General features: G+C 74.9%; 9 protein-coding genes. 7 read left to right on the top strand and 2 right to left on the bottom strand.

Features of this window, described 5'->3' with window-relative positions:
* The first annotated feature begins 65 nt into the window (after window positions 1-65).
* From ACFV9Q_RS15865 to ACFV9Q_RS15850, 4 genes are all read left to right on the top strand, one after another.
* Window positions 66-2,546, top strand: a complete 2,481-nt coding sequence (locus tag ACFV9Q_RS15865; RefSeq protein ID WP_377235197.1) for a polysaccharide lyase 8 family protein — start codon at window positions 66-68, stop codon at window positions 2,544-2,546.
* Between the two features lie 85 nt (window positions 2,547-2,631).
* A complete protein-coding gene (locus ACFV9Q_RS15860) occupies window positions 2,632-4,173 on the top strand; it encodes a polysaccharide lyase 6 family protein (protein ID WP_377235196.1) in 1,542 nt (513 codons plus the stop codon).
* A 47-nt stretch (window positions 4,174-4,220) separates the two neighbouring features.
* Entirely contained in the window at window positions 4,221-5,201 is a 981-nt protein-coding gene (locus tag ACFV9Q_RS15855; RefSeq protein ID WP_377235195.1) for an acetylxylan esterase, read from the top strand.
* Window positions 5,198-6,382 carry an MFS transporter gene (locus tag ACFV9Q_RS15850; RefSeq protein ID WP_377235194.1) on the top strand — a complete coding sequence of 395 codons (1,185 nt, stop codon included), beginning with the start codon at window positions 5,198-5,200 and terminating at the stop codon, window positions 6,380-6,382. Before ACFV9Q_RS15855 ends, ACFV9Q_RS15850 begins: the two co-directional genes overlap by 4 nt.
* A 7-nt stretch (window positions 6,383-6,389) precedes the next feature.
* On the opposite strand, the gene ACFV9Q_RS15845 is transcribed toward ACFV9Q_RS15850, so the two are convergent.
* Window positions 6,390-6,803: a hypothetical protein gene (locus tag ACFV9Q_RS15845; RefSeq protein ID WP_377235193.1), complete on the bottom strand. Its 414-nt coding sequence runs from the start codon at window positions 6,801-6,803 to the stop codon at window positions 6,390-6,392.
* Between the two features lie 69 nt (window positions 6,804-6,872).
* On the opposite strand from ACFV9Q_RS15845, the gene ACFV9Q_RS15840 reads away from it, so the two are divergent.
* Both ACFV9Q_RS15840 and ggt read left to right on the top strand, forming a co-directional pair.
* Window positions 6,873-7,733: an HAD family hydrolase gene (locus ACFV9Q_RS15840; RefSeq protein WP_377235192.1), complete on the top strand. Its 861-nt coding sequence runs from the start codon at window positions 6,873-6,875 to the stop codon at window positions 7,731-7,733.
* A gap of 109 nt (window positions 7,734-7,842) precedes the next feature.
* Window positions 7,843-9,669 carry a gamma-glutamyltransferase gene (gene ggt / locus ACFV9Q_RS15835; RefSeq protein ID WP_377235191.1) on the top strand — a complete coding sequence of 609 codons (1,827 nt, stop codon included), beginning with the start codon at window positions 7,843-7,845 and terminating at the stop codon, window positions 9,667-9,669.
* Here the strand turns inward: ggt and ACFV9Q_RS15830 are convergent.
* On the bottom strand, window positions 9,659-10,804 hold the full coding sequence (locus ACFV9Q_RS15830; protein WP_377235190.1) for a hypothetical protein: 1,146 nt from the start codon (window positions 10,802-10,804) through the stop codon (window positions 9,659-9,661). The two genes, ggt and ACFV9Q_RS15830, sit on opposite strands and share 11 nt — an antisense overlap.
* Before the next feature lie 143 nt (window positions 10,805-10,947).
* On the opposite strand from ACFV9Q_RS15830, the gene ACFV9Q_RS15825 reads away from it, so the two are divergent.
* The gene (locus tag ACFV9Q_RS15825) at window positions 10,948-12,096 is read left to right on the top strand and encodes a serine hydrolase domain-containing protein (protein WP_377235189.1); all 1,149 of its coding nucleotides are present in this window, start codon (window positions 10,948-10,950) and stop codon (window positions 12,094-12,096) included.
* Window positions 12,097-12,106: the final 10 nt, after the last annotated feature.

Raw genomic sequence — 12,106 nt, 5'->3', positions numbered from 1 at the left:
CCGCACGGCACCACCGCACCGCCTTGACGACGCACCGCACCAGCTCAACGACGAGAGGGACCGTGATGGAGAACGACACCGCAACCGAGGGCTCCGGCCCGACCCGGCGCACCGTGCTGTTCGGCCTGGGCACGCTCGCGGGCGTGGCCGCCCTGGCGCCGTACGCCGCCCTGCCCGCCCGGGCGCTGCCCGCGGCCACGACCACCGAGCTGGTCGAGCGCTGGGCCGTGCTGCAGACCGGCGGCCCGGGTCTCGACCTCGCCGACACCCACGTGGCGGCCGCCGTCCGGCGCGTGGACCGCGCGGCGACCACGGTGCTGACCACCCTTGACCGGTCGGCGGGGCGCACGGCCCTGTGGGCCGACCTCGCCGACCGGACCCGGTCCACGAACGTGACCACGACCTTCAAGCGGCTGCGCTCGATCGCGGTGGCCTGGGCGACGCCCGGCACCTCGGTCGCGGGCGACCCGGCGGTGGCCGACGCCGTGGCCGACGGCCTCGGCTGGATGCACGACAACCTCTACGGCCCCGGCCTGCCGCGCTTCGACAACGACTGGGACTGGGAGATCGGCTCCGCCTCGGCCCTGGTCGACACCCTGGTGGTGCTGCGCGAGCACCTCGGCGCCGACCTCGCGCGCTCCACGGCCGCCGTCCACCACTACACGCCCGACCCGAACCTGTGGCGGGCCGACCGGCAGATCGCCACGGGGGCCAACCGGGTGTGGATCGCCACCGTGGTCGCGGTCCGCGCCGCGCTCGACGGCGACGGCGACGCGCTGCTCCGGGTCCGCGACGCCCTCAGCGACGTCGACGGCTCCGGCGCCAACAGCGTGCTCGCCTTCGTGGACGACTCGGCCGCCGCAGCGGGCACGGGGGAGGGCTTCTTCCGGGACGGCTCGTTCCTGCAGCACTGGAAGCACCCGTACAACGGCGGCTACGGCAAGGAGCTGCTCGGCACCCTGTCCTCTCTGCTGCACCTGCTGGGCGACTCGCCGTGGCAGGTCACCGACCCGGCCCTGGACAACGTCTACGCCTGGGTGACCGACGGGTTCGACCCGCTCATGGTGCGCGGCGACGTCGTCGCCTCGGTGTGCGGGCGGGAGATCGCGCGCCCGAGCAAGCAGGGCCACGCCTCGGCGCAGACGGTGGTCGAGGGCACGCTCCGGCTCATCCCGTCCGCCCCGGCGGCGCAGGCGGCGACCCTGACGGCGCTGGTCGCGCAGTGGATCGCCGAGGACACCTACCGCGACTTCCTCGCCGGCACCACGCCCGCGTCCGTCGTCGCCGCCAAGGCGCTCCTGGCCGCGGGACCGACGCCGCGTGGGCCGCTCGTCGCGCAGCACCAGTACCCGGCCATGGACAAGGTGGTGCACCACCGCCCCGGCTTCGCGGTCAGCGTCAGCGCGTACTCCGCCCGCGTCTACAACTACGAGTCGATCCAGAACGAGAACCTGCACGGCTGGCACCTGTCCGACGGCATGGTGCTGCTGTACACGGACGACCTGGGGCACTACAGCGAGGACTACTGGCCCACCGTGGACCCCTACCGCCTGCCCGGCACCACCGTGGACACCGTGCGTCGCGCCGACGGGTCGGACCACCGCGCGACGAACGACGCGACGTGGGTGGGCGGTGCGACGCTGCCCGGCACCACGCTGGGCAGCTACGGGCAGGACCTGCGCGCCCAGGGCTCCGACCTGCGCGCGTACAAGAGCTGGTTCCTGCTCGACGACGTCGTGGTCTGCCTCGGCTCCGGCATCACGGCGCCGGGCGCCGCCGGCGCCGAGACCGTGGTGGAGAACCGCAAGCTGCGCGCCGGCGCCGCCCTCGTGGTCGACGGCGTGGACCAGCACGTGACCCCCGGCTGGTCCGCGACACTGGACGACGTGCGCTGGTGCCACCTCGCGGGGACGTCCGGCTACGTCTTCCCCGACGGCGCCACCCTGCGCGCGCTGCGCGAGGACCGCACCCACACCTGGCGCGAGATCAACGTGAAGTACGGCACCGACACCCCCGTGACCCGCCCGTACCTGACCGCCTGGCTCGACCACGGCGCCGCGCCCGCCGACGCCGCCTACGCCTACGTGCTGCTGCCGGCGGCGTCGCCTGAGGAGACGCGGCTGTTCTCCGCGGCGTGCGGGACGACGGACGGCCTGCGGGTGCTCGCGCAGGACGCCGCCGCGCACGCCGTCGTGCTCGGTGGCACCGTCGCGGCGAACTTCTGGGGCGCGGGCCGGGTCGTGCTGGACGCCGCGGCGGCGCCCGGCGCCCCGGGCGCCGGCATCTCCGGCGCGCTCGTGGCCGACGGCGCCGCGTCGGTCGTGCTGCACGCCGACCCGGCCGCGGGCGGGCAGCGGCCCACCCGCGTCGCGCTGAGCGACCCGACGCAGACCCGGACCCAGGTGGTCGTCGACCTGGAGGTGCCAGGACTGCGCCTGGCCGCCGCCGACGCCGGTGTGACCGTCACGCGGCGGGGCACGGGCTGGCGGCTCGTCGCCGACGGCGCCGCCTTGCGCGGGGCGACCGTGACGGCGTCGTTCGTCTGACCGCCGTCCACGGATCCACGTCCCACCCGATCCACGTCCACCGATCCAGACCGATCCAGCCAGACCGATCCAGGAGGTAGCACTCATGAGCACGCACTCCGTCCGATCCCGTTCGTGGCACCGACGTTCGCTCGCCCTGCTGGCGGGGCTCGCCCTCGCCGGCTCCGCCGTCGTCCCGGTGGCGGGAGCGGCGCCGCTGACCCCGGCGTCCGCGACCGCCCCGGCCGGCCTGTCGGGCGCGGCCCGCGCCGCCGACCCCGCTCCGCTGCGCACCGTCCGGGTGAGCACCAGCGCGGAGCTGGCGGCCGCGTTCGCCGGCGCCGTCGCGGGCGACCGCATCGTGCTCGCCGCCGGCGAGTACTCGATGGTCAAGCTGGCCGACAAGGCAGGCACGGCCGACCACCCGATCGTGATCGAGGGCGCAACCCTCGGCGGCGCCGTCGTCACCGGCGGCCAGCTCGAGGTCACGCGGTCGCAGCACGTCGTGGTGCGCGGCCTGGCCTGGCGCAACGCCGCGACGCTCAAGATCGAGGCGTCCACGAACGTGCGCCTGACCCGGAACGACTTCCGGCTGGCGTTCGTGCCCCCGGCCGACCCGTCCTCCTCGCGGCACTGGGTGTCGATCGCGGGGGAGGGCAGCGGCTACAACCGCGTGGACCACAACGCGTTCGCCGGCAAGACGGTGTTGGGCAACTACGTCACGGTCTACGGCGGCGCGACCCAGATCTCGCAGCACGACCGGATCGACCACAACTACTTCGCGGACAGCCCGGCCCAGCCGGTCAACGGCGGCGAGGCCATCCGCCTCGGCGTCTCCGCGCTGTCGGACTCCAGCTCGTTCGCGATCGTGGAGCACAACCTGTTCGAGAACTGCGACTCCGACCCGGAGATCGTCTCGCTGAAGAGCGACGACAACACCGTCCGGTACAACACGTTCCGCACCTCGGCCGGCTCCGTCGTCGCCCGCCGCGGGGACCGCAACGCCATCCACGGCAACGTGTTCCTCGGCGGGGGCAAGGCCGGCACGGGCGGGGTGCGCCTCTACGGCGACGACCAGCGCGTGCACGACAACTACTTCGAGGGGCTGGCGGGCTCCGGCTACACGGCGGCGCTCCAGGTCGACGGCGGTGACGTGGACGGGTCCGGCTCGACGTCGGCCCACTGGCGCGTGCACCGGGCGACGATCGTGCACAACACGTTCGTCGGCAACGTGTCCAACATCGAGCTGGGCGCCAACTACGTCTACCCGCCGGCCGACGTGACGATCGCGAACAACGTGGTGGTCGGCTCGACCGGGCGCCTGTTCGCCGAGCACAAGGCGACCGACGGCCTGACCCTGGCCGGCAACATCGCCTACCCCGAGGGCGACGCGACGCTCGGCATCACGGCCCAGCCGGGCCAGATCCGGGTCGCCGACCCGCTCCTGGTCCGCTCCGGCGGGCTCTGGCGGCTGCGCCAGGGACCCGCCGTCGACGCCGCCGTGGGCACCTACCCGTTCGTCGTCGAGGACCTGGACGGGCAGCCGCGCGACCAGCACCCCGACATCGGCGCGGACGAGGTGTCGACCGCACCCGTGCTGCGGCACCCGCTGACGGCGTCCGACGTCGGGCCGCAGTCCGACCTCTGACCACCTGACCGCTCCACCCACCGCACCCACCCACCCGGAGGAGAACCATGGCCCTCTTCGACAAGCCGCTCGACGAGCTGCGCGCCTACCGCCCGCAGCCCGAGGAACCGGCGGACTTCGACGCGTTCTGGAAGCAGACGCTCGACGCCGCCGCGGCCGTCGCGACCGAGCCCGTCGCCGTGCCGCACGACGCCGGGCTGGCGACCGTCGAGGTGCACGACGTGACCTTCTCCGGGTGGGCGGGGCAGCCCGTCAAGGCGTGGCTGCTGCTGCCGCGCCACCGCACCGGGCCGCTGCCCGCCGTCGTGCAGTACATCGGGTACAACGGCGGGCGCGGCGTCCCGTGGGAGTGGCTCACCTGGAGCGCCGCCGGGTACGCGCACCTGGTCATGGACAACCGCGGGCAGGGCGGCGGCGGCAAGACGACGGCGGACACCCCCGACGTCGCGCCCGACGGGCACGGGTCCTCGTCGCCCGGGTTCCTCACGCGCGGCATCGAGGACCCCGCCAAGCACTACTACCGCCGCCTGATCACCGACGCCGTCCGGGCCGTGGACGCCGTCAAGCAGCTCCCCGAGGTGGACCCCGAGCGGGTCGCCGTGCTGGGCGGCAGCCAGGGCGGCGGGCTCGCGCTCGCCGTCGCCGGCCTGCGCGACGACGTCGCGGGCGTGATCGCCGACGTGCCGTTCCTCAGCCACTACCGGCGCGCCTCCCAGATCACCGACCTCGGCCCCTACTCCGAGATCGCGCGCTGGCTCAAGGGCCACCGCTTCGAGATCGAGACGGCGATGCGCACGCTGTCCTACTTCGACGCCACGAACTTCGCCGCCCGCGCCCGCTGCCCCGGCTGGTTCTCCGTGGCGCTCATGGACAAGGTCTGCCCGCCGTCCACCGTCTTCGCGGCCTACCACCGGTACGGCGGGCCCGCGCAGATCGAGGTGTTCCCCTACAACGAGCACGAGGGCGGCGGCGCGTACGACACGCCCCGCAAGCTCGCGGCGCTCGCGGAGGTGCTCGGCCCCCGGTGACCTCCTCCGCCGGGTCGCCGTCCGCCGCGCCGCGCGTGCTGGTGGCTCTGTACGTCAACACGTTCGTCATGGCCACGGGCTTCTACCTGCTGGTCCCGCTGCTCGCCGTCCACCTGTCCGGACGGCTCGGCTTCGGGCTCGCGCTGGTGGGCCTGCTCGCGGGGATCCGCGCCGCCGCGCAGCAGGGGCTGCAGCTCCCCGCCGGGATGCTGGCCGACCGGTGGGGCGTGCGCCGGACCATCGTGGCCGGCGTGCTCGTGCGGGCGGCGGGCTTCGGCGCGCTGGCCCTCGCGACGACGCCGGTCGCGGTCGGCGCGGCCGGGCTCGCCATCGGGCTCGGGGGCGCGCTCTTCCACCCGGCGAGCTATGCCGCGTACGCCCGGCTCGGCAGCGCGCGGCCGGACGTCTTCGCCCGGCGGGAGGCGCTGAGCAACGCCGGGTTCGTCGTGGGCCCGCTGCTCGGCGGGCTGCTGGTCACCGCCGGGTTCGACGTCGTGTGCGCCGTGGCGGCGGCGCTGTTCCTCGCCGCCGCGCCGCTCACCTGGTGGGGGCTCGGGCGGGCGGTGGAACCGGGCCCGGCGGCGGTGGAGAACGCTCCCGCCCGCCCGGCCCGTGGGGTTCGCCGCGACGCGCGCCGCGGGCTCGTGGTCCTGCTGCTGCTCAACGCCGGGTCGTGGGCGATCTTCACCCAGCTCCAGCTCGTGGTGCCGCTGCGGCTGGAGAGCGCGCTCGGCAGCAGCGTGGCCGTCGGGTCGGCGTACGCGGCGGCGGCCGTGCTCGTGCTCGCCACGACCGTGCCGGTGACGCGCTGGCTCCAGGCGCGGCTCCGCCTGCCCGTCGTGCTCGCGCTCGGCGCCGGGACGATGGGCGTCGGCATCGCCCTGCTCGGCGGCGGCCCGGGGCTGGGGTCCCTGGTGGCGGGGATGACTGTGTTCACGCTCGGCCAGATGGTGTTCCAGCCGGCGATGAGCGCCGTGGTCGCCGCGGGGGCGCCGGCCGGGTCCGTCGCGACCCGGTTCGGCGTCAACGGGCTCGCGCTCGCGGTGGGTGGCGTCGTCGGATCGTCCCTGGTCGGGGCGCTGCTGGCCGGGCCGCTCGCCGGCCCGGGCTGGGCCTGGGCGGGCTTCGCCGTCGCCGGCGCGCTGCTCGCGGCGGGGTACGCGCGGGCGCGGACCGGGTAGGGCCGGGCTACGGCGCCGTCGTGCTCCGCGCCGCCCGGCGGCGCTCCACGACCCGGGTGAGCAGGGCGACGACGGCGCCCCCGGCGAGGGTGCCCACCAGCACGAGCAGCGCGCCGACGGCCCAGAGCCCGGAGTCGTCGGTCGCCTCCGCCTGGATGGTCCACGCCGCCGTGAACGGCACGGCCACCGCGAGCACCGCGACCCATGCGGGGGCGGCCAGCGTGCCGACCACCACCAGGGCGATCAGCGCGAGCACGCACGCGATCACCTGGGGTGCCTCGTAGGGGCCGGTGACGTTCCCGGTCGCGGGATCGACGTCCCGGACGGCGTCCCGGCCCAGGAAGATCCACCAGGCCACGACGGTCAGCACGATCACGGTGAGCGTGGTCAGGGTCGAAGAGGGCTGCTTCCGCGTCGTCATGCTCCCACCCTGCCCCTCATCCGTCCGAAAAGTGCTGTGACATCCCGGAGCGGGGCGCGTCTGAGGTACATGACACACACGACCGGCACCGTGACGTCGTCCTCCATCACCGACCTGCGGACGGCCCCCGTGGCCGCTCCCCACGAGAGCACCGTGACCCGCACCCTGGTCGCTCTCGACATCGACGGAACGCTCCTGGGGGCGGACGGGATCGTCCCGGCCGTGACCGTCGGGGCCGTCCAGGGGGTGCGGCGCTCGGGCCACCACGTGGTCCTCGCCTCGGGCCGGTCGCTGGTGGGGGTCCTCCCCGTCGCCGGCCAGCTCGGCATCGACCAGGGCTGGGCCGTCGCGTCCAACGGGGCGGTCGTCGCGCGCGTCGACAGCGCCCTGCCCAGCGGCTACCGGATCGAGACGATGCACTCGTTCGACGTCGGGCCCGTCGTCCGGCTCGCGCGGGCCGCCCTGCCCGCGGTGCAGGTCGGGGTGGAGGAGGTGGGCTGGGGGTACCGGGTCAACCGCGTCTTCGAGCGCGGGCTGGTCAACGGCGAGCAGCGCCAGGTAGCGGACACGGAGCTGTGGAACGTGCCGTCCTCGCGCGTGATCCTGCGCGGGGACGGCGTGCTGTCCCTGCTGGGGCCGCTGCGCGAGCTGGGGGTCACGGCCACCCCCGCCGGACCCGACTGGGTCGACGTCACGCCGCGGTCCCTGAGCAAGGCGACGGCGCTCGAACGCATCCGCGAGCGGGTCGGGGTGGACCCGGCCTCGACCCTCGCGGTGGGGGACGGCGTCAACGACCTGGAGATGATCGCGTGGGCCGCGCGCGGCGTCGCGATGGGCCACGCCCCGGCGGCCGTGCTCGACGCCGCGGACGAGGTGACCGGGCGGATCGAGGAGCACGGCGTGGTCGCGGTCCTGAGCACGCTGCGGTAGTCCGACCGAACTCGTGCCCGGTGCGGCACAACCTCCGGGGGTGAATCACACGTCATAGTCGTGGCGTCCCGACCGGGACGCGGGTGCACGACTTTGGAGGACTTGCCCTATGAGCAGCAGATTCGTCGTCCGTTCCGCAGTGGTCACGGGCGCGCTGGCGCTCGTGCTGTCCGGCGCGATCGCCGCGGGTGCGGCCGGCTCCGCGGCCCCCGACGTGCGGCAACCACCACCCCGGGTGCCGACGTCGACGGGCCACGGTGGCGCAGTCAGCTCCCTCGACCCGGTCGTCTCCGAGGTGGGTCTGCAGGTGCTGCGGAAGGGCGGCAACGCCACCGACGCCGCGGTCGCGATGGCCGCGGCGATCGGCGTCACCGACCCGTACAGTGCCGGGATCGGTGGCGGCGGCTTCTTCGTGCACCACGACGCATCGACCGGCGAGGTCGAGACCATCGACGGCCGCGAGACGGCGCCCGCCGCCGTCGGGCCGGACGTGTTCCTCGACCCGGCCACGGGGGAGCCGTACCCCTTCTACCCGGACCTGGTCACCGGCGGCGTCAGCGTGGGTGTCCCCGGGACGCCCGCAACCTGGGACCGCGCCCTGGAGCGCTGGGGCACGACGACGCTCGGCCAGGCGCTGCGCCCGGCGACGGCCGTTGCGGAGCAGGGGTTCGTCGTCGACCAGCTCTTCCACGACCAGACCGTGGCCAACCAGGAGCGGTTCGAGGCGCTCACGTCCACGAGCGACCTCTTCCTGCCGGGCGGCCAGGCGCCCCCGGTAGGGTCGGTGTTCCGCAACCCGGACCTCGCCGCGACGTACCGGGCGCTGGCCGCCGGTGGTGTCGACGCGTTCTACGAGGGCGCGCTCGCGGACGAGATCGCCGACGCGGTGCAGGCCCCGCCGGTCGCGGCGGGTACCGACCTGCCGGTGCCTGCCGGCTCGATGACGGCCGCGGACCTCGCGGCGTACGAGGTCGTGGACCGGGACCCCGTGTCCTTCTCGTACCGCGGGTACGACGTCTACGGGATGGCGCCGCCGGCGTCCGGCGGGACGACCGTGGGGGAGACGCTGAACATCCTGGAGCGGTTCGACCTGGGATCGCTGGACGACACCGCCGTGCTGCACCACCACATCGAGGCGAGCGCCCTGGCGTTCGCCGACCGGGCCGCCTACCTGGGTGACGGCGACTTCGTGGACGTGCCGGTGGACGGCCTGCTGGACGACACCTTCGCCCAGGAGCGCGCCTGCCTGCTCGATCCGGCGGCCGCCGCCACCAAGCCCGTCGCGGCCGGTGACGCCCGGGACTACGACGGCGTGTGCGACGCCGACGCCGCGCCCGGCACGGTGCCCGAGGACACCGAGAGCACGTCCACCACGAACCTGACGGCCGTGGACCAGTGGGGCGACGTGGTCGAGTACACCCTCACGATCGAGCAGATCGGCGGGTCGGGCATCGTGGTGCCCGGGCGCGGGTTCCTGCTGAACAACGAGCTCACCGACTTCAGCATCGAGTACGACGCCGACGACCCGAACCGCATCGAGGCGGGCAAGCGGCCACGCTCGTCCATGGCGCCCACGATCGTCGTCCAGGACGGCCGCCCCGTGCTCGCGCTCGGCTCGCCGGGCGGGTCGAACATCATCTCGACGGTCACGCAGATGCTGGTCAACCGGATCGATCTCGGTATGACCATCCAGGAGGCGATCGCCGCGCCGCGCGTGGCGCCGCAGAACTCGGCGCGGCCCACGGCGGAGCAGGCGTTCGTGGACCGCTACGGCACGGCGCTGGCCGGCTACGGGCACGCGTTCACCCCGACGGCCAACGGGATCGGGGCGGCGACCGCCATCGAGATCGGGCCGGACGGGCTGCTCACCGCCGTGGCGGAACCGACCCGCCTCGGCGGCGGGTCGGCCCGGGTGGTGCGGCCGGTCACGCGCTGACCTGCGCTCGCTGCCGGGGGGTGGGGGGGAGACCACCCCGACAAAACCCACGAACAAACACCCCCCCCCCCCCCGAGCACCCCCCCCCCCGCGGCCGCGCCATCCGCTCCTCGCGGAGCGCCACCTCCAGCGCCACGAACGCCACCACGTCGAGGACCAGGCCGAACGCCGCCGTCCACCGCACGGCGCGGAACACCAGGAGCTGCGTGAACAGCAGGCTCACGAGCACCGCGCGGCGCACCCAGACGGCGCCCTGGAGGTGGTTGCGCCGGCCCACGACGACGCCGACGCCGAGCAGCACGACGGACACGCCCACCGCCGCGAGGATCGCGGCGCCCGTCCAGGCCGGCACCCCGTCGACCTGGCCGGCCAGGACCTGCACGCCGACGGTCGCCTCCGCCGCGCCGACCGCCAGGAGCAGCACGATGACCAGCCACGCGGCCCAGGCCCGGTCCACGAGCGCGTCCAGCCACCGGACCACGGCCCGCACCCCGGCGCGGACCGGGTCGGGCACGTCGGCGTCGTCGGCCGGCACGGTCTCGACCAGCTCGGCGACCTGGCGGGCGCCCGGCTCGCCGGCGCCCTTCGCGGCGAGCCCGCGCGCCTCGTCCCGGGCCGCGGGAGTGAACCCGCCGGCCAGGCCGGCGGCGAGCCGGTCGGCGGCCACGGCGAGGTACTCGGCCGGGTGGTGCGCCCGGCGGCCGTGCAGGCCCTCCACGACCAGCACGAGCACCACCGTGACGAAGTAGATGATCGCGGCGGTGGGGGCGAAGAAGTAGTCGTTGTCGGAGGTGACGAACTTGCCGACCTCGTCGATGAACAGCCCGAAGCCGACGCCGCCGAGCAGCGCGCCGAGCGAGCGCGGCACCGGGCCGACGTACGACAGCAGGAGCATCATCGCCAGGGCCATGAGGAGCCCGCCCCACAGCACGTGGGCGAGGTGCAGCCCGCCCCCGCCGATCTGCGGGTAGCCCGTCGCAGCGAGGTACGCCCGGGTGGCGAGCACGGTCACGACGCTCGCCACGAGGAACGTCACCAGGTGCCGTACAGCCGCCGTGTCGCGCGGCGCCCCGAGCCGCAGCAGGTGGCCGCGGCCCGCCAGGCCGCCCGTCCCGGTCGTGCGCTGGTTCGTCATGCCAGTCTCCCCTCGGCCTGGCGCGGGTCGCGCCGGCTCCAGGAGCATCTTTCCGCATCGCGCGGTCCAGGGGGCTACCCCTACCTCGATGAGGGTGGCCAGCCCGGCTGTGCCGGCGTCGGCCCGTCGATAGCGTCGCCGGCATGAGACTTGTGCACCGCCGCGCCGTCGCGGCCGCCACCCTCGTCTGCCTCGCCGCGTCCGTCGGGTCCGCCGTCGCGGCGCCGGACCCGCAGACCTCGATCGCGGCACCGCCCTCGACGGCGGCGCTGGTCCAGCAGGCCGAACGGATCGTCGCGGCGGGCACGCCCGGGGTCGTCGTCGGGACGCGCGACGAGCGCGGCCGGCGGACCGTCGTCGCCGGGACCGGCGACCTGCGCACCGACCGGGCGCCGCGGCCGCACGGGCAGTTCCGCGTCGGCAGCGTCACCAAGTCGTTCACGGCCGTCGTCGTCCTGAGCCTCGTCGCGGACGGGCGGATCGAGCTCGATGCCCCGGTGGCCCGCTACCTGCCGGGTGTGCTGCCCTACGCCGAGCCGATCTCGGTGCGCGAGCTGCTGCAGCACCGCAGCGGCCTGTCCGACTACGGCGACGTCCTGTGGGCCGACCCGGAGCTCGTGGCGCGCTCCCGCTTCGCGGACCACGAGCCGGCCGAGCTCGTCGGGATCGCCACCCGGGAGCCGCTCCAGGCCGATCCCGGAACGGAGTTCGGCTACTCCAACACCGACTACGTGCTGCTCGGCATGCTCGTGGAGCGCGTCACCGGGAACGACTACGCGGACGAGCTGGAACGGCGGGTGCTCGGTCCGGCGCACCTGCGGGACACCTATGTCTCCGGGCACGGGCCGTGGCTGCGCCGGCCGGCGATGCGCGGGTACGAGGCCGTGGGCCCCACGGCGCGGCTGACCGACCTGACCGCGTACAACATGTCGGTCGCACCGGCGAGCGGCGACATCGTGTCCACCGCCCGCGACGTGAACCGGTTCTACGCGGCGCTGCTCGACGGCCGTCTGCTGCCCGACCGGCTGCTGCGGGAGATGCGGGAGGCCCTGCCGGCCTTCCCCGGCTTCGACTACGGCCTGGGGCTCGGGCGCACCGAGCTCTGCGGCCAGGAGGTCTGGGGTCACGTCGGCGGGGTGCCGGGGTACGGCACCTACAGCTTCACCGACCCGCGCAGCGACCGGCAGGTCACGGTCGTGATCAACCAGGGGATGACGCAGAGCGCTGCGGCGGAGGACGCGGCCTACGCGCTCGTCGCGCTCGAGCTCTGCGGCGACCCTGCGGCCGGGTAGCCGCGCGACC

The sequence above is a fragment of the Promicromonospora sp. NPDC059942 genome, from assembly GCF_042731755.1.
Taxonomy (GTDB): Bacteria; Actinomycetota; Actinomycetes; order Actinomycetales; family Cellulomonadaceae; genus Promicromonospora.
Note: the sequence above shows the minus strand (reverse complement) of the source record. Positions and strands in the feature narration are given on the sequence as shown.

Bases quoted from the DNA above. Each gene is read 5' to 3' on its own strand.
- ACFV9Q_RS15865 (WP_377235197.1), top strand. From the start codon at position 66: ATGGAGAACGACACCGCAACCGAGGGCTCCGGCCCGACCCGGCGCACC.
- ACFV9Q_RS15860 (WP_377235196.1), top strand. From the start codon at position 2,632: ATGAGCACGCACTCCGTCCGATCCCGTTCGTGGCACCGACGTTCGCTC.
- ACFV9Q_RS15855 (WP_377235195.1), top strand. From the start codon at position 4,221: ATGGCCCTCTTCGACAAGCCGCTCGACGAGCTGCGCGCCTACCGCCCG.
- ACFV9Q_RS15845 (WP_377235193.1), bottom strand. From the start codon at position 6,803: ATGACGACGCGGAAGCAGCCCTCTTCGACCCTGACCACGCTCACCGTG.
- ACFV9Q_RS15840 (WP_377235192.1), top strand. From the start codon at position 6,873: ATGACACACACGACCGGCACCGTGACGTCGTCCTCCATCACCGACCTG.
- ggt (WP_377235191.1), top strand. From the start codon at position 7,843: ATGAGCAGCAGATTCGTCGTCCGTTCCGCAGTGGTCACGGGCGCGCTG.
- ACFV9Q_RS15830 (WP_377235190.1), bottom strand. From the start codon at position 10,804: ATGACGAACCAGCGCACGACCGGGACGGGCGGCCTGGCGGGCCGCGGC.
- ACFV9Q_RS15825 (WP_377235189.1), top strand. From the start codon at position 10,948: ATGAGACTTGTGCACCGCCGCGCCGTCGCGGCCGCCACCCTCGTCTGC.